General features: G+C 63.0%; 16 protein-coding genes. 11 read left to right on the top strand and 5 right to left on the bottom strand.

The features are described from left to right. Positions 1 to 19: 19 nt before the first annotated feature. Positions 20 to 1378: an FAD-binding oxidoreductase gene (locus tag V2B23_RS12690; protein WP_430950647.1), complete on the top strand. Its 1359-nt coding sequence runs from the start codon at positions 20 to 22 to the stop codon at positions 1376 to 1378. Positions 1379 to 1539: 161 nt separating this feature from the next. Here the strand turns inward: V2B23_RS12690 and V2B23_RS12685 are convergent, their stop codons facing one another. After that, positions 1540 to 2283, bottom strand: a complete 744-nt coding sequence (locus tag V2B23_RS12685) for a hypothetical protein (RefSeq protein WP_430950646.1) — start codon at positions 2281 to 2283, stop codon at positions 1540 to 1542. 323 nt (positions 2284 to 2606) lie between these two features. On the opposite strand from V2B23_RS12685, the gene V2B23_RS12680 reads away from it, so the two are divergent. The 3 genes from V2B23_RS12680 (at position 2607) to V2B23_RS12670 (ending at position 5956) form a co-directional block, all read left to right on the top strand. Continuing rightward, complete coding sequence (locus V2B23_RS12680; protein ID WP_430950645.1) at positions 2607 to 4037, top strand: MFS transporter; 1431 nt, start codon at positions 2607 to 2609, stop codon at positions 4035 to 4037. A 73-nt stretch (positions 4038 to 4110) separates the two neighbouring features. Continuing rightward, a complete protein-coding gene (locus tag V2B23_RS12675) occupies positions 4111 to 4638 on the top strand; it encodes a carboxymuconolactone decarboxylase family protein (RefSeq protein WP_430950644.1) in 528 nt (175 codons plus the stop codon). Continuing rightward, positions 4622 to 5956 (top strand): MFS transporter, encoded by a 1335-nt coding sequence (locus tag V2B23_RS12670; protein ID WP_430950643.1) that lies wholly within the window; start codon positions 4622 to 4624, stop codon positions 5954 to 5956. Before V2B23_RS12675 ends, V2B23_RS12670 begins: the two co-directional genes overlap by 17 nt. A gap of 15 nt (positions 5957 to 5971) precedes the next feature. Here the strand turns inward: V2B23_RS12670 and V2B23_RS12665 are convergent, their stop codons facing one another. Both V2B23_RS12665 and V2B23_RS12660 read right to left on the bottom strand, forming a co-directional pair. After that, the gene (locus tag V2B23_RS12665; RefSeq protein WP_430950642.1) at positions 5972 to 7456 is read right to left on the bottom strand and encodes a DHA2 family efflux MFS transporter permease subunit; all 1485 of its coding nucleotides are present in this window, start codon (positions 7454 to 7456) and stop codon (positions 5972 to 5974) included. 2 nt (positions 7457 to 7458) lie between these two features. Beyond that, positions 7459 to 8082, bottom strand: coding sequence for a PadR family transcriptional regulator (locus V2B23_RS12660; protein ID WP_430950641.1), 624 nt, complete (start codon positions 8080 to 8082; stop codon positions 7459 to 7461). Between the two features lie 128 nt (positions 8083 to 8210). On the opposite strand from V2B23_RS12660, the gene V2B23_RS12655 reads away from it, so the two are divergent. Together V2B23_RS12655 and V2B23_RS12650 are read left to right on the top strand one after the other, a co-directional pair. After that, complete coding sequence (locus V2B23_RS12655; RefSeq protein WP_430950640.1) at positions 8211 to 8912, top strand: GNAT family N-acetyltransferase; 702 nt, start codon at positions 8211 to 8213, stop codon at positions 8910 to 8912. Between the two features lie 25 nt (positions 8913 to 8937). After that, positions 8938 to 9963, top strand: coding sequence for a glutathione S-transferase family protein (locus tag V2B23_RS12650; RefSeq protein ID WP_430950639.1), 1026 nt, complete (start codon positions 8938 to 8940; stop codon positions 9961 to 9963). Between the two features lie 19 nt (positions 9964 to 9982). Here the strand turns inward: V2B23_RS12650 and V2B23_RS12645 are convergent, their stop codons facing one another. Continuing rightward, positions 9983 to 10351 (bottom strand): VOC family protein, encoded by a 369-nt coding sequence (locus tag V2B23_RS12645; protein ID WP_172937482.1) that lies wholly within the window; start codon positions 10349 to 10351, stop codon positions 9983 to 9985. Positions 10352 to 10512: 161 nt separating this feature from the next. On the opposite strand from V2B23_RS12645, the gene V2B23_RS12640 reads away from it, so the two are divergent. The 5 genes from V2B23_RS12640 (at position 10513) to V2B23_RS12620 (ending at position 20828) form a co-directional block, all read left to right on the top strand. Then, positions 10513 to 11271, top strand: coding sequence for a hypothetical protein (locus V2B23_RS12640; RefSeq protein ID WP_430950638.1), 759 nt, complete (start codon positions 10513 to 10515; stop codon positions 11269 to 11271). Positions 11272 to 11325: 54 nt separating this feature from the next. Further along, positions 11326 to 12366 carry an ABC transporter ATP-binding protein gene (locus V2B23_RS12635; RefSeq protein WP_430950637.1) on the top strand — a complete coding sequence of 347 codons (1041 nt, stop codon included), beginning with the start codon at positions 11326 to 11328 and terminating at the stop codon, positions 12364 to 12366. After that, positions 12363 to 13136: an ABC transporter permease gene (locus V2B23_RS12630; protein ID WP_430950636.1), complete on the top strand. Its 774-nt coding sequence runs from the start codon at positions 12363 to 12365 to the stop codon at positions 13134 to 13136. The genes V2B23_RS12635 and V2B23_RS12630 overlap by 4 nt, the downstream gene beginning before the upstream one ends. A gap of 41 nt (positions 13137 to 13177) precedes the next feature. After that, positions 13178 to 16930 carry an ABC transporter ATP-binding protein gene (locus V2B23_RS12625; RefSeq protein WP_430950635.1) on the top strand — a complete coding sequence of 1251 codons (3753 nt, stop codon included), beginning with the start codon at positions 13178 to 13180 and terminating at the stop codon, positions 16928 to 16930. Between the two features lie 169 nt (positions 16931 to 17099). Then, entirely contained in the window at positions 17100 to 20828 is a 3729-nt protein-coding gene (locus V2B23_RS12620) for a multifunctional oxoglutarate decarboxylase/oxoglutarate dehydrogenase thiamine pyrophosphate-binding subunit/dihydrolipoyllysine-residue succinyltransferase subunit (RefSeq protein WP_430950634.1), read from the top strand. A 74-nt stretch (positions 20829 to 20902) separates the two neighbouring features. On the opposite strand, the gene V2B23_RS12615 is transcribed toward V2B23_RS12620, so the two are convergent. Further along, positions 20903 to 21520 carry a TetR/AcrR family transcriptional regulator gene (locus V2B23_RS12615; protein ID WP_430950633.1) on the bottom strand — a complete coding sequence of 206 codons (618 nt, stop codon included), beginning with the start codon at positions 21518 to 21520 and terminating at the stop codon, positions 20903 to 20905. Between the last annotated feature and the right edge of the window lie 54 nt (positions 21521 to 21574).

Below are 21574 nucleotides of genomic sequence, written 5' to 3'. Positions count from 1 at the left end.
GGCGACATACGATCAGGGAGTGGACGGTCTGAGAAAAGCGCTTGCCGACGTTGTGGGACAACGGTTCGTCACCGACGATCCCGATGTTCTGCGCTCCCGTTCGGTCGATCACACGGGCCGATACAGCGGACGTGCCCAGGCCCTCGTCCGCCCCGCCGATACCGCCGAAGTAGCCGCCACACTGAACGTCTGCCGACGTTTCGGCGCACCCGTCACCGTGCAGGGAGGACGCACCGGACTTGTCGCCGGAACCGTGCCCGAACACGACGACGTTCTACTTTCCACCGAGCGCCTCACAACGATCGGCGAGGTCGACGCCGCCACGGGGAGGATCACCGTCGACGCGGGAGTGACACTCGCGCAAGTACATTCCGCTGCTGCCCATGTTGGACTGAAGTTCGGCGTCGACATCGCGTCGCGTGATACGGCGACAATCGGCGGTATGGCCGCCACCAACGCCGGTGGGCTGCACACGGTTCGATACGGCAACATGGCCGAGCAGGTCACCGGACTCGAGGTAGTTCTTCCCGGTGGAACCACCGTGCGTCGTAAAGCCGCCGTCCGCGTCGACAACTCCGGCTACAACCTGCCCGGGCTCTGGGTGGGCAGCGAGGGAACTCTCGGAGTGATCACACGCGTCGACCTGGCATTACAACCCGTCCCGAAGCACCGCGTCACCACACTCACCGGGTTCGATTCACTGGGCGCCGTTGTGGACGCGGGACGCATTCTGCGTACCGTCGGCGGCGTCGATGCACTTGAACTACTCGACGGCCGTGGTTTGGAACTTGCGGCGAACAGATTAGGGGCAGGTGTCCCGACGGGACGCCGATGGTATCTGCTGGCAGAAGTATCCGGCGCACACGATCCTTCCGAAGACGTGAGCGCGATCATGGACCGGATCAATCCGCCGGACGTGCCCGCTGTAGCGCTCGATCCGGCCGGTTCCGCCCGATTATGGTCGGCACGTGAATGTTTCGCGGAGGTCGTAGGATTGTTCGGCCCACCCCTCAAGTTCGACGCCGCACTCCCCCTTGACACACTGGCGGCATTCGCGGACTCTGCGGTCGGCGTTATCGCAGAATACGCACCGGAGGCGATCCCGATACTGTTCGGCCACGTGGCCGAAGGGAACATCCATCTGAACGTCCTGAATTGCCCCGACGCCGACGTCGTCTATCTCCGCATTCTCGAACTGGTCCGGCACTACGGCGGAAATATCAGTTCCGAACACGGTGTCGGCTCGCTCAAACGCAATTACCTCGACATGGCGCTCACACCCGAGGACATCGGCGCGATGTGGGCGATCAAACGAGCCTTCGACCCGGACGACTTTCTCAATCGTGCAGTGATGTTTCCGGACTCCCTTCGTCGCTGACTAGCACATGTGAACCTGTCGGCTTCGGTTGTCCTGCAAGGCAGTCAGCGCGCACCTAGCTACACAGCGTGCCGCGGCGAGAACCACAGGATGCCTGGCTACCGCCCACGCCCGTCTGGCTATTGACGGGGCAATGTCATATTGCATGTCGGCGTTCGAGTTCAGTGCCCGTGGTGAGCGTGTGCGTGCTCTGACACGGGCGAGGTCGCGCTGTCGGCAGTGAGAGTGAATTCGGCCGTACGCACCACTCCGTCGTGTTTGAAGTCCAAGAACAATCGATAGTCCTCGGCGCTCGGCATTGTGGCGTAGAAGGTGATTGCCGGTCCGGCTGGGGTAACACCGTCACCGGGATGGCCGTCCGGATGGACGTGGAGATACGCGAGGTCGGAGGCGCGCAACGCAACCAGATGTCCGTAGGCGGCGAGGTAGGGCTGCAAGTCCGTGACCGGGTGTCCGTCTCGGCCGACCGAGAGTGTGAGCTTCGATGTCTGGCCGCCGTGGGCTGCGCCGTCGAGGGAGACGGTGTAGCCGTCGACCGTCGTGGTGGCGGCCGCGGTTGGCAACGGACGAGGGTCATAGGCGCCGGCGACGCGTACGTCAGCACTCAGCGTGATTCCGTCGCCGCCGTCCGGGGTGAAGTCAGCGAAGACTCGGTAGTCCCCGGGGTGGGCGAAATCTACTGATACATGCCAGGTTCCGGACGCGTCCAGTTCGGGATGCACGTGCTGAAATCCAGTCAGGTCGCGGCCGACGACGATCAGATGTAGCTGCTTGTCGTGGGTGTCTGCGTACCGGGTCAACGCAGTTCCGGTTGCATCCACGATCCGGAACTGGAGAGGGACATGGTTGCCGACGGCAGCCTCCGACGTTGCCAATTCCAATGTGTAGCCGTTTTCGCTGAACATCTTGCCCTCCTGAGGTTAGGTCGGCAGCGGCTTCCTCGTCGGAAGAACTCCCACTGCCGTCTGTGTAAGGTTCCGCTCTCGCCGAACCTATTGCAATTTTTACCATACCCCCCTAGGGTATGCAACGAACCGCCCGAACACTTTGCTTTGACTCGAAGGAGAGCCGATGCGCACCCACACCGAGCGCCGGCCGAGCAACTTCGAAAAGCACACCTTTGCAGGTCATTTCATCACCCTGAAGCTCCGATGTCGCGACTTCTCGACCACGACGCTCCCAGACCTCGCAAACATCCCATATACCCCGTACCCGTAAGGAAATCAGAATGTCCGCACAACCGAAATCCACCCGTAAGTGGTGGGCGTTGGCGTTGATCGCCGCCGCTCAGTTCATGGTCATCATGGACACCTCGATCATCGGCGTCGCTCTCCCCCAGATGCAGAGTGATCTCGGCTTTTCTCAGGAAGGCTTGACCTGGGTCTTCAATGCCTACGTCATCGCATTCGGCGGGTTGCTCCTCCTCGGCGGGCGTCTGTCCGACCTGTTCGGCGCCCGCAGAGTGTTCTCCGCTGGTTGGCTGATCCTGCTGATCGGTTCCGTTGTTGCCGGTGCCGCCGGTAACGTCGCTGTCGAACTTGCGGGCCGCGCAGTTCAGGGCGCCGGGGCCGCACTCATCGCGCCGTCGGCGCTCACCCTGCTGATGATGCTGTTCGGCAGCACGCAGAAAGAGATGACCAAGGCGCTGTCCATCTACGGCGCTGCCGCCCCGGCGGGCGGTACGGCCGGCGTGTTCCTCGGCGGCGTCATCACCGAATACACAAGCTGGCCTTGGGTTTTCTATCTGAACATCCCTATCGCAGTTATCGCATTGATTGCCATTCCCTTCCTGATGCCCAACGCACCGGCACGCACCGGGTCGATCGACTTCCTCGGCGCACTGGCGGTCACCGCAGGCCTGGCTGTCGGAGTCTTCGGAATCGTCAGAGCACCTGACGTCGGATGGGGATCCGGGCAGACGTGGCTGGCGCTCGTCGTTTCGGCCGCGCTGTTGGGTGCATTCGTGTTGATCCAGTCCAAGCGTCGGGAACCTCTGGTGCGTCTGGGAATCTTCAAGGCGCCCAACCTCGGTGCCGCGAACATCGCTCAGCTCGTCCTCGGCGCTGCCTGGATACCGATGTGGTTCTTCCTGAACCTGTACCTGCAGCAAGTGCTCGGATACAGCGCCTTCCCGGCGGGAGCAGCTCTGCTGCCGATGACGATCTTCGTCATGCTCGGCATGGTCGTCGTGGCACCACGGGCCATGGCGCGCTTCGGTGCAAAAGCAATGATCGTGGCCGGATTGCTGGTACTGGGAATCGGTTTGGGGTGGATGTCGTTGATCCGGCCCACCGGCAACTTCTGGGTCGACGTACTGCCGGCGTCGCTCGTGGCTGCGGCAGGTATGACGCTGGCGTTCATTCCCTCACTGGGAACGGCGATTTCGGCCGCGCGCCCCGAAGAAGGCGGATTGGCTTCCGGCATCGTCAATGTCAGTTACCAGGTCGGCTCGGCCGTCGGTCTCGCGGTGATGACCGCGATCGCAGCAGTGTTCGGCGCCGATCAACTCGGCGATCTGACCGAGCTGACGAACGGGTTCTCCGCAGTGTTCATCGGTGCAGCCGTCATTGCAGTTGTGGGCGCAGCAATCACCGCAGTAGTGATGCGGTCGACGAAGATCGAAGAGCCTGAATCCATCCCATCCACCGTCAATTCTTGACCAACTCCGGTGGTGGGTTCGGCTCGCGATCGCCGGCCGAACCCACCACCGTCGGAACCACTTAGGACTTGCTATGCCTCGCCTTGCATCTCTCACACCGGCCACGGCTGTCGGTGCATCGAAAGACCTTCTCGCCGAACTCGTCAACCGTCACGGACAGGTCGGTGACATGGTCGCGGCGATGGCTCATTCGCCCGCCGTACTGGGTGGCTATCTGCAACTCACCCGGGCAATGAAGCGAGCGAAACTCAGCCGCAAGATCACCGAGCGCATCTCGATCGCCGTGCAGGTCCAGCAAGGTTGCGCTGTTTGCCTCGAAGCCCACGTTGCCGCCGCGCACGCCAACGGCGTCGAACTGGACGAGATCGAGCGTGCCCGCACGGGCACGTCGGCCGATCCCGCCATCGCGGCAATGATCGACCTCGGACTTCGTATCTATCGGGAGCCGACCTCGATTTCCGATGAACACATCGCAGGCCTTCGAGCGCACGGCTACGGTGATCGCGAGATCGCCGATGTAGTCGGGATCGTCGCCCTCAATGTCCTCACCGGAGCTTTCAATCTTGTCGCGGGAGTGAAACCAGATGAACCGGATCGCTAAGACCGCACCGGAACGGAACAGCATGCGTCTGTTCTTGATTCGCGACTATCGCCTGCTCTTCAGCGCCCAGATCATCGCGCTGTTCGGCACGGGGTTGGCGACGGTTGCGCTGGGTCTGCTCGCCTACGAGTTGGCCGGACCGTCCGCAGGGGCGGTGCTCGCCACCGCGTTGACGATCAAGATGTCCCTGTACGTCCTGATCGCACCACTCGCGGCGGCATACGTGGACCGCTTGCCACGACGGGCGTTCCTCGTCGCACTCGATGTCATTCGCGCATCGGTGGTGATCGCGCTGCCCTTCGTCAGCGAGATCTGGCACATCTATCTGCTGGTGGGTGTTCTCCAAGCTGCGTCGGCAGCGTTCACACCCACGTTCCAGGCGGTCATCCCGGACATCGTGACCGACGAGGCGGATTTCACCCGCGCACTGTCGGCATCGCAGGTCGCCTACACGATGGAAAGCCTGCTCAGCCCTGTTCTCGCAGCGGTCGCACTGTCCTTCATGACGTTCAACCTGCTCTTTGTCGCCACCTCCGTGGGCTTTGCCATCTCTGCGCTGCTCGTGTTGGCCACCCGAATCCCCAACGCCCGTCCCAGCACTCACCGAAAGGCGTGGGACCGAATCGCCTCGGGCGTGCGGATCTTCGTAACCACGCCGCGACTGCGCGGCATCATGGCACTCAACCTCGTGGTGGCAGCAGCCGGCTCGATCGTTGTGGTCAACACCGTCAACTACGTCCGCGACCAACTTGTCGGAACCCAATCCGACGTGGCCTGGATGCTGGCCGCATCGGGTAGCGGCACGTTGCTGACCGCGCTGGTTCTTCCCCGCGTTCTCGACCGAACGGCCGAACGGACCGTGATGACAGCAGGTTCCGTCGTCCTGGTCTTCAGCGCAAGTGCCGCAGCATCCCTCGCCGTGGCCGGTGTGTTCATGTGGACACTCACCGCCGCAGTGTGGGCTCTCATCGGCGCCGGGATGGCCATGATCGTCACCCCGACCGGAAAGGTACTTCGACGGTCGGTCGACCCCGCAGGCATACCGGAAGTGTTCGCAGCCCAGTTCTCCCTCTCACACCTGGCCTGGCTTCTCACCTATCCGATCGCCGGATGGGTTGGCACGAGCGCGGGATTCGCGCTCACCTGGAGCATCCTCGCAGCCCTCGCCACGGTGGGAGCCGCCTCGGGATGGGTGCTGTGGCCTCGCGAGACGGGTACAGAACTACCCGCCTCGCCGACGGTCGGCGAGGCCTACGAAACCGCGCAAGACGAAGGCACCCTGGCGGCTACCCAGTGCGCCTGCGCCCGCCCCGTCTGAGCCGCGACAACTCTCTCAATCGCGCAGTGACGTTTCCCGGTTCGGTTCTGCGTCGACGGCCATTGCCATGTCATGGGCGTCGCCGCGCTGCGGCCGTTCGAAGCACACCGACGCCACGAATCCGACGAGGAGTACCGCGGCCGGAAGCCACACGGACTGTGACATCGCGGTGCTGAACGGTTCGCGGACTACCTCGGGTAGATGTCCGACGCCGGCTTCGGAACTGCCACCGGTGAGGCCCTGCGCAGCCAACCGCGCGGTGATCAATGCGCCGATCGCGGCGCTACCGAGAACCGCACCCACCTGCCGTGTGGTGTTGTAGACGCCGGCTCCGGCGCCCGCCTGCAAAGGCGGCAGATTGTGCGTCGCGGTGGCGGCGAGCGGCGACCAGATGCATGCATTCGCGAATCCGATGAGACCGATCGGCAACAACAGCTCCCAAATTGCGACCTCGGGGGTCATCACCATCGCCAGCCACCCCAGTGCGATGGCAAACAATGCGAAGCCGGTTCCGGCAATGTAGCGAGGGTGCGTCTTGTCGACCAGCTTGCCGACGATCGGAGCGAAGATACCCGTCAGCACGGCCATCGGAACGAGCAGCAATGCCGATTGTGTCGGCGAGAGTCCGCGTACCGCCTGGGTGTAGAACATCAGCGGCAGCACCATCGACGTGATGGCAAAGCCCATTGCTGTGATGGCGACATTGGCGAGTGAGAAGTTGCGATCCTTGAAGAGTCCGAGCGGCAGCAGCGGTTCGTTCTTGTTGCGTGATTGGTAGAACACGAACACGACGAGCAGCAGCACGCCCGCGCCGATCAGGCTCCATACAAATCCGTTCCAGTTGTACGAACTTCCCTCCTGGATGCCGAACACCAGCAGGAACATGCCCGCGGCACTGAGGATCACGCCCGGGATGTCGAATTTGTGTTCGCTCGTCGGTAGAGACGGAACCAGCTTCCACGCCAGCACGAACGCGATCACACCAACCGGGACGTTGACGATGAAGATCCACTCCCAGCCGAGATTGTCGACCAGAACGCCACCGGCGAGGGGGCCGACCAGGGTGGCAACGCCGGCAACCGCGCCCCACAGACCCATGGCTGCGCCGCGCTTGTTCGGCGCAAACGTGCGGGTGATGACGGCCATCGTCTGCGGCGTCATCATCGCGGCACCAAAGCCCTGGAAAGCCCTTGCGACGATGAGAAGTTCGACGCTGCCGGACAAACCGCACCACAGTGAAGCGGCGGTGAACAGGACGAGTCCGATCATGTACAGGTTCTTGGGCCCGAACCGATCGCCCAATCGACCCGTAACCAGCAGCGGCACAGCGTAAGCCAGAAGGTAGGCGCTGGTTACCCAGACGACCTTGTTGATGTCGGTTCCGAGGTCCGCCATGATCGCCGGATTGGCCACCGCAACGATCGTGCTGTCCACGAGAATCATGAAGAAACCGATACACAACGCCCACAGGGCGTGCCAGGGATTGACCTGCTTTTCCATCTTCAGTCCTTAGTATGTGCGGAAGAGCCTGCGGAGCCGGCCAGCCGGTCGAGAAGTTCTTGTGAGAGCCAGGGCATTTCGCCGCTCTCGATGTCTGTCACCAACGCGCCGATCCACTCCCGTTCGGCGACGGTCAGTGCGTGGGCGTAATCGGCGCCCACCGTGAAGATTCGTGGTTTTTCCGCGGCCTTCAACGCTTCGTAGTCGATCTCGAATTTCGCAATAGTCTCGTCGAGATGTGCGAGACGTATTCGGAGCATCTGACACGCAGTTGCGGCGGACAAGTTATGCATTTCTGCGAGCGCAAGTGGCAGCCGCGGATACTCTCGCACCGGAACCGCCAACATCTCACGCAATTGGTGCTCGAGGGCGCTCCGGCCTCGATCGGTGATCTCGTACGTCGTCCGCTCCGGCCGATTGCCTTCACGATCCGTCCCGATCGAAGCGAGCAGTTCCTGCTTTTCCAGCCTGGAAACCGTGTGATAGAGCGAGCCCGGTTTGATCTTCACCAGCTGATCCCCCCGGCGGACGGAGGCGAGTTGATACATCTCGTACGGGTGCATCGAACGCTCGGACAGCAGGCCCAGAACGGTGATTCCCAAGGGCGTCAATGACACGTCACCCATGAGATCCCCCTTTCCCGGCAAAACGCAATTGACTATTTCTTGACTATTCCACCCGAAATAGTCCACATGGAATATACGACGCCAGGCCATCTCGATCAACCCACCCGAACCGGACTAGCGTGTAGCGAGTGGACGACCATCACCTCGACATCATCCGACTCGCGTGGGCCCGAGAACTGGGCTTGGGCGACTCCGCATTGCGTCCGGCGCATACCGCGCGGGTCGACGACGAGCACAGCGATCGGATCCATGTGCTGCATCTCGCCGACGCAGCCGCCGTCGTCGGACCGCGATGGTTCACGCAGCACACCGCGAACGAGGACGCCACCTCACTGCTGGAACCAGCGCGACTTCTCGAACTCACGAAGGATCACGGCGGCAGGATCACCTCGCACACCGAGCTCGCATTCCTTGCCGACTACACGGATCACACACCCGCAGAACAACTTCTGATCAGCCGCGAGCGATCCGACGCGATGAGCATCGCCAGATCCTGCCCACCCGACGACGCGACAGTTGCCGATCTGAGCGCCCAGGACCAGTGGTTCTCAGCGCTCGGGGATGATCACCAACCCCTCGCCTGCGCCGCTTACCGCGAGTTCCAAGGATTCGTCGCGGATCTCACTGTGCTCACCGATCCCGCACACCGGCAGCGCGGTTTGGCTTGCGGAACAATCTTTCTCGCTACCGAAGACGCTCTCGATGCCGGTCTGATACCGCAACTCCGGATCCCGAGCGGACACGTCGGCGGCGCTGCAATCGCACGCGCACTCGATTTCACTGTCCTGGGAATGCACACCACGGCGCAGGTCCAACGACGTATTGTGTAGAGACACGCGAGCGAGAGGAATCTCCATGAACGCGGACAACTCTGCAACATTTGTCGAAGAAGGCCGCGAATTCACTCGCGACACCAACTACATTGCCGCACGTATCACCGAGGACGGCCGCGACGGATTTCCCGTCGAACCGAATCGCTATCGGCTGATCGTCGCGCGCGCCTGCCCATGGGCGAACCGCGCCATCATTGTCCGCCGACTCCTCGGCCTGGAAGACGTTCTGTCGATGGGAATCTGCGGACCGGTCCACGACAAACGCAGTTGGACTTTTGATCTCGATCCCGGCGGTGTCGATCCGGTTCTGAAAATCCCCCGACTACAGGACGCATATTTTGCCCGCGACCCCAACTACTCGCGCGGCATCACGGTGCCGGCGATGGTGGAGATCGCGACGGGCAAGGTCGTCACCAACAACTTCCCGCAGATCACACTGGATCTGTCCACCGAGTGGAAGAAGTACCACCGAGAAGGGGCACCGGATCTGTATCCGGAGGCTCTCCGCACCGAAATCGACGATGTTGCAGAACAAGTGTTCCGCGACGTCAACAACGGTGTCTATCGCTGCGGCTTCGCCGGATCCCAGGAAGCTTACGACACGGCATACGACCAACTGTTCGCGCGACTGGACTGGCTGACGGAACGCCTTGCACAGCAACGTTTCCTGGTCGGCGACACCATCACCGAAGCGGACGTTCGACTGTTCACGACACTGGCCCGATTCGACGCCGTCTATCACGGCCACTTCAAGTGCAACAGAAGCAAACTCACCGAGATGCCGGTGCTGTGGGACTATGCCCGTGACCTCTTCCAGACCCCCGGGTTCGGCGACACCATCGACTTCACCCAGATCAAGCAGCACTATTACATAGTTCATTCCGACGTCAATCCCAGCCAGATCGTTCCCAAGGGGCCGGAACTGACGCACTGGCTCGAACCACACGGCCGCGAACAACTCGGCGGCCAGCCGTTCGGAGACGGCACACCGCCGCATCCCCCGATCCCGAGCGAATTAGTGCCACAAGAACATTGGGCAACACGGTAACCCGGAATCGGGTAAAGAACTACTCCCCGCCGTACGTTCCGAAACTCCAGAACACGCCCTCGGGATCACGGCACGTAAAACCCCGCGAACCGTAATCTTCGTCCCGAAGACCCTGCGTGATCACTGCGCCGGCGGCAACTGCCCGATCATGAAGGCCGTCGGCATCGTCGACAACGATGTACACAGAACCCACTCCCGGTGGTAGACCGGCAATCGACGAATCGGCGCGGGGTGAACCCAACATGATCCCGCCGCCACCGGGCCAATCGAGCTGAGCGTGTGCAACGACGTCACCGTCGGCGTACAGCGCTTTCTCCACAAATCCGAAGGCCTTCACCAGAAAATCGACAGCCGCTCGGGCATCGGCATACACCAGCGTCGGCCACACTACGGTTCCCACAGCAACGGTTCCCACAGCAGTTCCCTTCCGTCTCGGGCTACACAACACAAGCCTATGGCGCAGGCCACCTGCTCCGCTGTAAAACTTCACCTATCCTCGACAGCGAAGTCCACCGATTGCCGAGTGGACACCTGTGGAGGGGCAGAGCGATGGCCAAGTCGATCGACAACGCGAGCAGCAACGACGCCGGGCGGGTCGAGAAAATCCTCATCTCGGTACTCGACAACGGCAGCCGGCTCCAGGCGCCGGCCGTCGCCAAGTACGTCGAGCACGTCAGGCACTCGCATCCGGACGAGTCTCCCGCGCAAATCATCGATCGACTCGAGAAGATGTTTCTCCTGGCCGTCACAGGAAGCGGCAGCGCGGTCGGCGCCACAGCCGCAATCCCCGGTGTCGGAACCGTGGCGTCGATCGCCGCAGTCGGCGCGGAGTCGGCATTCTTCCTCGAAGCATCGGCACTTCTCACTCTGGCAGTCGCGTCGGTCCACGGAATCTCCATCGAGAACCACCAACAACGACGAGCCCTCGTCCTCGCTGTCGCCCTCGGCGAATCCGGCATGGAAATTGTCCAGAAGGTCACCGGAGTCACCGCCAAGAACTGGGGCACCGCGATCACCAGCAAAATCCCGAGTTCCACGATGCGCGGAATGAACAGCACGTTGGTCCGCAAGTTCGTGATGAAATACGCCGCAAAGCGCAGCGCACTCATACTCGGCAAGCTGGTCCCCGCCGGGATCGGCGCGGTCATCGGTGGCGCCGGCAACCGCGTCATCGGTAAGGGTGTCGTCAAGAATGCCCGCGACGCCTTTGGTCCGGCCCCGGTGCGCTGGACCGATCACCTCGTCATTCTCCCCGAGGACGACTTCGCGCCCCATCCCGCCAACACCACTCGGGTACTCCGCGGATAACAGCCGAGAACGTAGGCTCGACACAACACAACGTCCGTCGACGCGGGAGCATCTTTGACCAGTAGTGCACCGGGGTGGGTTTCCGCGCCCATCGAACTTCGCGGTTTGACCAAGACGTTCAAAGCGGTACGGGCGGTCAACGACCTGAGCTTCGACGTCCACGCGGGCTCGATCACCGGCTTACTCGGCCCCGCCGGAGCCGGAAAAACGACGACTCTGCGCATGCTGCTCGGTTTAGTGACGCCCAGCGATGGATCTGCCACGATCCGCGGCCTGCCCATCTCGAAATTGGCGTCGCCCGCCCGGACTGTGGGTGCCGTCCTCGATACACGCGGCCTCCATCCAGCGCGGACGGCGCGCGCTCACCTCGACATCTACGCTGCCGCGATCGGCCTGCCCGCCCAGCGAACGACACAGGTTCTCGCGGTAGTCGGACTCAGTTCGGCGTCCGACCGCAGAATCGGACTTTTCTCACTAGGAATGCAGCAACGACTCGCCCTTGCCACAGCGCTGCTCGGGGACCCGGAAATCCTGGTCCTCGACGAACCCACCCACGGACTGGACCCCGAAGGCACGGCCTGGTTACAGCAGTTCTTGACGACGTTTGCCGAGTCCGGGCGGACCGTACTGATCACGGGCCAGGCGCTGCGAGACGTGGAACCCGTCGTGGACAACCTGGTGCTTCTGAGCGCGGGTTCTCTGGTCTACGACGGCAGTGTCGAGGCCCTCCGCGCGTCACATCAGAGTCGACTGATGGTTTCGTGCTCCAACCCCGCACTGTTCGCGACGGCGCTGGCCGCCCGCGGGATCACCGCGGTCACGATCACACCGGACGGCCGACTCGCCGTCAGCGGCACCGACAGCGACGTACTTGCTCCGGTTGCGGCGGCCTCCGGCGTCACGATCTTCGGTGTCGTAGCTGATCACGCAGATCTCGAGCAACTGTTCGTTGCCATGACTACACCGCACTATTCCGCCGGCCCTCCCGGACAGGGTCCGCCATCCAGCCAGTACGGTCCGCCATCCGGCCACTACGGTCCGCCGTCGGGCTACTACGGTCCCACTGCCTACGGACCGTCGGGAGGCCACCGGTGACAACGCTCGCACAAGCAGAAATCAAGAAGGTCCTCTCGCTGCGCTATTGGTGGGCACTTGCCGTGGCACCCGTCGTCGTTGCCCTCGTGGCCGCGTCGTTCACTCGTCCGATTGTCGAGGCCGTTGCCGAGCGAGCCGACACCGGGTTCGATGTGAATCTCGTGTCCACTGCCATCGCGGTTGGCGGACCCACCACCATCGCCCTCGTCTTCGCGGCGTTGTTCGGTGTAACCGCCGCCGGCAACGAATTCACTTACGCCACGTTCACCACGACGTTCCTCACCGCACGTGGACGCGACGCAGTGTTGGCCGCCAAATTGGGTGTCGTTGCCGCATTCGCGGTCGGATACGCACTGGTAGTGCAGGTCGTTGCCGTCGGCGCGATGCTCCTGTTCACTCGCGCCTTCACCTTCACCGCGGATCTGTTTGCGATCTGCGGCGTCGGAATCGTCGCCTGCGCGCTGTGGGCACTGATCGGTGCCGGCGTCACACTGCTCGCCGGTTCACAATTGGTCGGCATGTTGTCGGTGATCGGCTGGTTCGTCTTCGGTGAATGGATTCTGCGAGCCTTGGCCTTTGCCGTCGGCGCCGACGGTATCGGCAAGGCGCTGCCGGTGTCGGCCACCCTCGGAGTGCTCGTCAATGCGGCGCCCTCGATCGACATCGACTTGTTGAGTTCCTGGCCGGGCGCAGCGATGATCCTCGCCGCGTGGGTCGTCGCACTCGTCGGGGGCGGCTGGCTGCGCACCAGGATGCGCGACATCACCTGAGTGATCGAGCGTGTCTGCCCCCGGGTCTACCGTGGATCGAGATGAACACGATCGCTGACAACCCGGGGTGGATACGCCGACTGGTCCACGCCTGCTGGCTGCACCGCCGGCTGGCAATCGGCGCGCTCACCGTGACGGTGGTCGCCGCAACGATCGACATTTCCTTCCCGCTGCTCACCCGCTATGCCCTCGATGCGGCCGGTGAGCAGAACGCCGGCACCGTCATCACACTCACCGCGCTCGCCATCGCCGGCTTGGCGATCGTGCGCTTCGCCTGCCAGTACGGCCGAAGAATGCTGGCCGGCCGTCTCTCACTCGACGTCCAGCACGACCTGCGACTCGCGTTGCTCGGGTCCTTGCAGCGGCTCGACGGCCGCGGACAGGACGACATCCGCACCGGACAGGTCGTCTCGCGCTCGATCTCGGATCTGCAACTCGTGCAGGGTCTGCTCGCGATGGTCCCGATGTCCGCCGGTGCCCTGCTGCAATTCGTGCTGGCCATCGGCATCATGATGTGGCTCTCGCCCCTGCTCACCCTCATCGCGCTGGCGATCATCCCCGCTGTCGGGCTTGTGGTCTTCCTGATGAGACCGACCCTGTACGCCGCCACCTGGTCGGCGCAGCAGCGCGCCGCAGACCTCGCCCAGCACGTCGAGGAAACAGTCACCGGGGTTCGGGTGGTGAAGGGATTCGGGCAGGAAGAACGAGCAATCGATCAACTCGAGAAACACGGCCGCACGCTCTACGGGGAACGGATGCGTGTCGCCCGGATCAACTCCCGTTTCACACCGACGATGGCCGCGCTCCCCCAACTGGGACAGGTGGCAGTGATCGCTGTCGGTGGCTATCTTGCACTCCACGGCCAGATCACCATCGGTACCTTCCTCGCATTCGCGACCTACATCGTGACCATGACCGCGGTCACGCGCACGCTGTCCTCCGTCGTGGTGATGGCACAACTCGCCCGCGCCGCCGTCGAACGCGTCTACGGCGTGATCGGGGCGGGGCCCGACATCGCCGAGCCCGACCATCCACTCGATCTCCCCGACGGACCGCTCGGCGTCACATTCGACAACGTCACTTTCGGCTTTGATTCCGACCGCCATGTCTTGTCCGGTCTCGACCTGAAGATCGAACCCGGTGAGACCGTCGCCGTCGTCGGACCGGCCGGTTCGGGAAAAACAGCACTGTCGCTGCTGCTCCCCCGCTTCTACGCGCCCGAGTCCGGGACCATCAGTCTCGACAGCGCCGACGCGTCGCTGCCGATCGGCGAGCTTCGCAGCGAGCAACTCCGCGCTGCCATCGGCCTCGCCTTCGACGAGCCGTTCCTCTTCTCCGACACCGTTGCCGCCAACATCGCGTTGGGCCGCGCGGACGCGTCGGCCGACGACATCCGCGCAGCGGCCGCGATGGCCCACGCCGACGAATTCATCGAGGCGCTTGCGGACGGCTACGACACCGTTGTCGGCGAACGCGGTCTGACACTCTCAGGCGGGCAACGTCAGCGCATCGCGCTCGCGCGCGCCCTACTCGTCAACCCTCGAATCCTTATCCTCGACGACGCCACCTCGGCCGTCGATGCCGCCACTGAAGCGGCGATCTTCGACGCGTTCCGGGCCAGACGCAGGCAGACCACCCTCATCCTTGCGCACCGCCGATCGACCTTGACCCTGGCTGATCGAATTGCCGTCCTGGACCAGGGACGGATCATCGACTCCGGGACGGTCGACGAATTGGAATCTCGGTGCCCACTCTTTCGGGTCCTCTTCGCCACATCGAGCGATGAGCCGGCAGACATCGACCCTGCACATGCAGACATCGGCCCTTTCGATCACGCCGACCAGTCCGAACCCACTGCCGAGCAACTGTGGCCGGCGGTATCGCCGGCAGATTCGGCACGTGCGGGCGGCGCTCTTGCCGTCACACCGTCGTTGGAGGCTGCGGTCGACGCGTTGCCTCCGCTGCGCGAGGCTCCGACAACCGACACGGCGCGCCTTCGCGAGTCCGATCCGCAGTTCTCACTTCTGCGGATACTCCGCCCGGTTCGCTGGATTCTGGCGGCTGTCGTGGTGTGCCTGACACTGGATTCCGCTGCAACCATCGCCTTCCCGTCACTGGTTCGGTACGCCATCGACCACGGGGTTGTCGACAAGAACTCAGGGACGCTCACCGCCGCGGCGATACTGGGCGCGCTGCTGGTGGTGGCGGGCTGGGCGATAGTCGCCGTGATGACGGTCCTCACCGCCCGAGCGGGCGAGCGGGTCCTGTTCGGGCTACGTATCCGCAGCTACGCGCACCTGCAGAGACTTGGTCTCGACTACTACGAGCGGGAACTGTCCGGGCGGATCATGACCCGGATGACCACGGACGTCGACGCACTCTCCTCGTTCATCCAGACCGGAATGTCGACGGCAATCGTGAGTGTCCTGACGATCGGCGGCATCGCGATCGCCCTCCTTGTCACCGATGTGACCCTCGCATTGGTGGCGCTTGCCGTCATTCCGCCGCTCATCATCTCGACCCTGATCTTCCGAAAGTTCTCCGCGGTGGCGTACAGCCAGTCCCGCGAGCGGATCTCCATGGTCAACGCGGATTTCCAGGAGAACATCACCGGGTTGCGGGCAGCGCAGGCCTACCGCCGGGAAGAGGGCGCGGCACGTCGATTTGCCGAGCGCGCCGAAAGCTACCGCCGGTCACGGATGCGTTCACAGCGGGCAATTTCGCTGTACTTCCCGTTCATCGCGTTTCTCTCCGATCTCGCGCTTGCGGGAGTGGTCTACGTCGGGGCCCGTCAGGTGTCCGACGGCTCGACGTCCGCGGGTGTCCTGATCGCCTTTGTTCTGTACCTGGGCTTGCTGTTCGGACCGATTCAGCAACTCTCACAGGTGTTCGACGGTTACCAACAGGCAAACGTGGGGCTCAAGCGGATCGGTGATCTTCTCCGGACGCCCAGTTCCATCGAAACAGCCGACTCCGCGGACTTGATCTCCCTCGACGGACGCCTGGACGGCGACGTTCAGCTGCGGGATGTCGGCTTTCGATACTCCGGCGCCGAGGTCGACGCCCTCACAGATATCGACCTACACATCCCGGCCGGAACAACCGTGGCACTGGTCGGACGGACGGGCGCCGGGAAGTCGACAGTGGTCAAACTACTGGCCCGGTTCTACGATCCGACCAGCGGATCAGTGCAGGTCGACGGCACCGACATCCGTGATTTTCACCTGACGCAGTACCGCCACAGGTTGGGCGTCGTACCGCAGGAAGCGCATCTGTTCACCGGCAGCGTCGCAGAGAACATCGCCTTCGGGAGACCTGACGCGTCGAATGTCGACATCGAGCAGGCCGCACGCGCGGTCGGCGCACTACGCGCGATCGCCGACATGCGCGGCGGCATGAATCATCCGGTCGGGGAACGCGGACAGGGACTGTCGGCCGGACAGCGACAACTCATCGCACTCGCGCGCGCCGAGTTGGTCGACCCAGACCTACTTCTGCTCGACGAAGCGACCGCGACGCTTGATCCCGCGACCGAGAAAATGGTCCTCGAAGCAAGCCGGTCGGTCACCCGGAAAAGGACCTCGATCGTTGTTGCACACCGCCTCGCGACGGCCGCACGTGCCGACTTGATTGTCGTAGTTGACCGGGGACGTATCGTTGAATACGGCCCGCACGCGCTCCTGCGGTATGCCAATGGTCACTACTCGAGACTCTGGGATGCATCTCGGGCGCGCGAAGGGAATAATCTGTCAGCGAGAACTGTCGTCGAAGGTAACCCCGTCGCACGGCAGTAGTGACAGATTTGTACCGCCGAGTGGCGTCGCGAAGTCGAAAGATTTCGTGCTGCCGTGAGACAGATCACAAATTGTGTGCCGCACAATTGCTCGTCACACGCTCGGGCTAATCTCATGTATATAGGCGCTCTGATCGGGTACCGAAATAGAAACGAGGCGAACACCTGCCGTGAGCAGCAGTTCTACATCCCAATTCGGACAGAACCAGTGGCTGGTTGACGAGATGTACCAACGCTTCCAGGACGATCCGTCGTCCGTGGATCCGAGTTGGCACGAATTCTTGACCGATTACTCGCCGGAGTCGGCGAACACGGGGGGTGGAAACGGAACTGCCACGAACGGCAACGCAACCGCCCCCGCCGCTGTGCGCACTCCGCCTGCTGCTCCTAAGGCCGCTCCGCCCGCACCCCCGGCTCCGCCGAAGGCCGCTGCGCCTGCAGCCAAGCCCGCCGCAGCGCCTGCGGCCAAGCCCGCCCCGGCCGCCAAGGCCGCTCCCGCCAAGCCGGCTCCGGCCGGCGGCGCGGAAGAGACGAAGGTTCTTCGCGGCGCGGCAGCCGCGGTAGTCAAGAACATGTCGGCCTCGCTCGAGATCCCGACCGCTACCAGCGTCCGCGCGATCCCCGCGAAGCTGATGTTCGACAACCGCATCGTCATCAACAACCACCTCGCGCGCACTCGCGGCGGCAAGATCTCGTTCACCCACCTGCTGGGCTACGCGATCATCCAGGCCGTCAACGCGTTCCCCAACATGAACCGCCACTTCGCCGAGATCAACGGCAAGCCGCACGCGGTCACCCCCGAGCACACCAATCTCGGACTGGCGATCGACCTTCCCGGTAAGGACGGCAACCGCTCACTGGTCGTCGCCGCTATCCGGAACACCGAGGCGATGAACTTCGTCCAGTTCCACGCTGCGTACGAGGACATCGTCCGCCGCGCCCGTGAAGGCAAGCTCACCGGCGAAGACTTCACCGGCGTCACCATCTCGCTGACCAACCCGGGCGGCATCGGCACGGTTCACTCCGTCCCCCGCCTGATGAAGGGCCAGGGTGCCATCATCGGCGCCGGCGCGATGGAGTACCCCGCCGAGTTCCAGGGCGCCAGCGACGAGAAGCTGGCCGAGATGGGCGTCGGCAAGCTGATGACGCTCACGTCGACGTACGACCACCGCATCATCCAGGGTGCCGAATCGGGCGATTTCCTTCGCACGATCCACAACCTGCTGATCAGCGACGAGTTCTACGACGAGATCTTCCACGCACTCGGCAACCCGTACGAGCCGGTTCGCTGGCGTAAGGACGTGCCGGAAGGCGCGGTCGACAAGAACACCCGTGTTCTCGAACTGATCGCTGCCTACCGTGACCGCGGCCACCTCATGGCCGACACGGACCCCTTGCAGTTCGTCAAGGACAAGTTCCACAGCCACCCCGATCTCGACGTCATCAGCCACGGCTTGACGCTGTGGGATCTGGACCGCGAGTTCAAGGTCGGCGGCTTCCACGGCAAAGAGAAGATGAAGCTGCGCGACGTGCTCAGCGTGCTTCGCGACGCGTACTGCCGCCACGTCGGTGTCGAGTACACGCACATCCTCGAGACGGATCAGCGTCAGTGGATTCAGGATCGCGTCGAAGGGCATCACGCCAAGCCGACGGTTGCTCAGCAGAAGTACATCCTGAGCAAGCTCAACGCTGCCGAGGCTTTCGAGACCTTCCTGCAGACCAAGTACGTCGGTCAGAAGCGCTTCTCGCTCGAAGGTGCCGAGACCGTCATTCCGATGATGGACGCCGTCATCGACCAGGCTGCCGAGCATCAGCTCGACGAGGTTGTCATCGGCATGCCGCACCGCGGTCGCCTCAACGTGCTGGCCAACATCGTCGGCAAGCCGTACTCGAAGATCTTCACCGAGTTCGAGGGCAACATGAACCCGGCAGCCGCCCACGGCTCCGGCGACGTGAAGTACCACCTCGGCGCTTCGGGCACCTACATCCAGATGTTCGGTGACAACGACATCGCCGTGTCCCTGACGGCCAACCCGTCGCACCTCGAGGCCGTCGACCCGGTTCTCGAAGGCCTGGTTCGCGCCAAGCAGGACATCCTCGACAAGGGCGAAGAGGGCTTCACCGTTCTCCCGCTCATGCTTCACGGTGACGCGGCATTTGCCGGTCAGGGTGTTGTCGCGGAAACGTTGAACCTGTCGCTGCTGCGCGGATACCGCACCGGCGGCACCGTCCACATCGTCGTGAACAACCAGGTCGGTTTCACCACCGCACCGGAGCATTCACGTTCGTCCGAGTACTGCACGGACGTCGCGAAGATGATCGCCGCACCGGTCTTCCACGTCAACGGCGACGACCCCGAGGCATGTGTCTGGGTTGCTCAGCTCGCCGTCGACTTCCGTGAGAAGTTCGGCAAGGACGTTGTCATCGACCTCATCTGCTACCGCCGCCGCGGTCACAACGAGGGCGACGACCCGTCGATGACCCAGCCGGCGATGTACGACGTCATCGACACCAAGCGCAGCGTTCGTAAGAGCTACACCGAGTCCCTCATCGGTCGCGGTGACATCTCGCTCAAGGAAGCCGAAGACGCACTTCGCGACTACCAGGGCCAGCTCGAACGGGTCTTCAACGAGGTCCGTGAGCTCGAGAAGTTCCAGCCCGAACCGTCGGAGTCCGTCGAACTCGACCAAACTCCCCCGGCTCGCCTCACGACGGCTGTTGCTTCCGACGTTCTCGAGCGCATCGGCGACGCGTTTGTCAACGTTCCGGAGGGCTTCACCACCCACCCGCGTGTCAAGCCGGTTGCGGAGAAGCGACGCGAAATGGCCCGCGAGGGTCACGTCGACTGGGCATTCGCCGAGTTGCTCGCGTTCGGTTCGTTGGCCGAGCAAGGCGCACTGATCCGTCTTGCGGGTCAGGATTCCAAGCGTGGAACGTTCACGCAGCGTCACTCCGTGCTCATCGACCGCAAGACCGGCAACGAGTACAGCCCGATCGCCGAGATCGCTGCCAACGCCGGTAACGGCGGCAAGTTCATGGTCTACGACTCCGCCCTCACCGAGTACGCGGGTCTGGGTTTCGAGTACGGATACTCCGTGGGCAACCCGGACGCTCTTGTGCTGTGGGAAGCGCAGTTCGGTGACTTCGTCAACGGCGCGCAGACCATCATCGACGAGTTCATCAGCTCGGGCGAAGCCAAGTGGGGTCAGCTTTCCGACGTCGTGCTGCTTCTGCCGCACGGCCACGAAGGCCAGGGCCCGGACCACACGTCCGGCCGCATCGAGCGTTTCCTCCAGCTGTGCGCCGAGGGTTCGATGACGGTTGCCGTTCCGTCCACGCCGGCAAGCTACTTCCACTTGCTGCGTCGCCATCACCTCGACGGCATCCGCCGCCCGCTGGTGGTCTTCACGCCCAAGTCGATGCTGCGTAACAAGGCTGCAGTCAGCAACATCGAAGACTTCACTACCGGCAAGTTCCGGTCTGTCTTCGAAGAGCCGAACATCGAGAGCGGCGAAGAGTCGCGCGATCAGGTCAAGCGCGTTCTGCTGGTCAGCGGCAAGCTGTACTGGGAACTCCTGGCCAAGAAGCACAAGGACAACCGCAACGACGTCGCCATCGTGCGCGTCGAGCAGCTGTACCCGGTGCCGAAGCGTCGCCTGCAGGAAACCCTGGACCGGTACCCGAATGCAACCGAGTACCGCTGGGTTCAGGAAGAGCCGGCCAACCAGGGCGCATGGCCGTTCCTCGGCCTGGCTCTGCCGGAACTCCTGCCCGACACGTTGAGCGGTATCCGTCGCATCTCGCGTCGTTCGATGTCTGCACCTTCCTCGGGTTCGAGCAAGGTTCACGCCGTCGAGCAGCAGGAAATCCTCGACGAGGCATTCCTGTCGACCAACTGATTCTCTTGAAGTAGGGGCCGGGCCTCACATTCCGAACGGAGTGTGAGGCCCGGCCCTTTCTCTGTGCGCTGGAGTTATCGCAGCAGTTCCGGCGTGACGGTCAGCCCTGCGGCAGCGGATGCAAGAGCAGGCAAGGCGTTCACGGTGAGCTCGATCAGTTCTTCGCGGCTGATTGCCGGGGATCGGAGCCAGCTGATGGTCGCTTCCTCGACAAACGCGATCCAGCCTCGTACCGCCAGCTCGACCTGCGGTGTTCTCGGCAACCCGATGGTGGGTAGCTGATCGAGAGTTCGCGCCGCCATGACGTCGCGGGTCTGTTCGAATACTTCTCGCATGTGCGGATCTCCGCTGGCGGTTCCCCGCAACAACGAGACATATGTAGTGCGATTCTCGGTGACGTAATCGACGTACGATGCAAGAACCGACCGTAATGTCGCGATCGGATCGTCGGTTTCGGTGGGTTCGGTTCGGGCGAGCATCTGTTGGCTAGTGTGCCGGACTATCGCCAGGTGGAACTCGCTTTTCGACGCGAAGTAGTGGAACAGCAAGCCTCGGGAGACACCGGCCTGATCGGCAATGTCTTCGACCGATATCTGTTCGAGTGGCCGTTCGGCGAGCATGCGAGCGCCGAGGTCGATCAGTTGAGCTCGGCGTTCCTCCGGACTCAGTCGCGTGCGCTTGGCTCCGTCCATAATCGACAGACTACTGAATAAACGTCAATAAGCTATTGACCGTTCGTCAACAAC

It is taken from the genome of Rhodococcus sp. 24CO (assembly GCF_050586165.1).
GTDB lineage: Bacteria > Actinomycetota > Actinomycetes > Mycobacteriales > Mycobacteriaceae > Rhodococcus_F.
Note: the sequence above shows the minus strand (reverse complement) of the source record. Positions and strands in the feature narration are given on the sequence as shown.

Excerpts from the sequence above, each read along its gene's own strand:
- V2B23_RS12625 (WP_430950635.1), top strand. The coding sequence starts at position 13,178 with ATGAACACGATCGCTGACAACCCGGGGTGGATACGCCGACTGGTCCAC.
- V2B23_RS12615 (WP_430950633.1), bottom strand. The coding sequence starts at position 21,520 with ATGGACGGAGCCAAGCGCACGCGACTGAGTCCGGAGGAACGCCGAGCT.
- V2B23_RS12660 (WP_430950641.1), bottom strand. The coding sequence starts at position 8,082 with ATGGGTGACGTGTCATTGACGCCCTTGGGAATCACCGTTCTGGGCCTG.
- V2B23_RS12685 (WP_430950646.1), bottom strand. The coding sequence starts at position 2,283 with ATGTTCAGCGAAAACGGCTACACATTGGAATTGGCAACGTCGGAGGCT.
- V2B23_RS12680 (WP_430950645.1), top strand. The coding sequence starts at position 2,607 with ATGTCCGCACAACCGAAATCCACCCGTAAGTGGTGGGCGTTGGCGTTG.
- V2B23_RS12640 (WP_430950638.1), top strand. The coding sequence starts at position 10,513 with ATGGCCAAGTCGATCGACAACGCGAGCAGCAACGACGCCGGGCGGGTC.
- V2B23_RS12650 (WP_430950639.1), top strand. The coding sequence starts at position 8,938 with ATGAACGCGGACAACTCTGCAACATTTGTCGAAGAAGGCCGCGAATTC.
- V2B23_RS12665 (WP_430950642.1), bottom strand. The coding sequence starts at position 7,456 with ATGGAAAAGCAGGTCAATCCCTGGCACGCCCTGTGGGCGTTGTGTATC.
- V2B23_RS12675 (WP_430950644.1), top strand. The coding sequence starts at position 4,111 with ATGCCTCGCCTTGCATCTCTCACACCGGCCACGGCTGTCGGTGCATCG.
- V2B23_RS12670 (WP_430950643.1), top strand. The coding sequence starts at position 4,622 with ATGAACCGGATCGCTAAGACCGCACCGGAACGGAACAGCATGCGTCTG.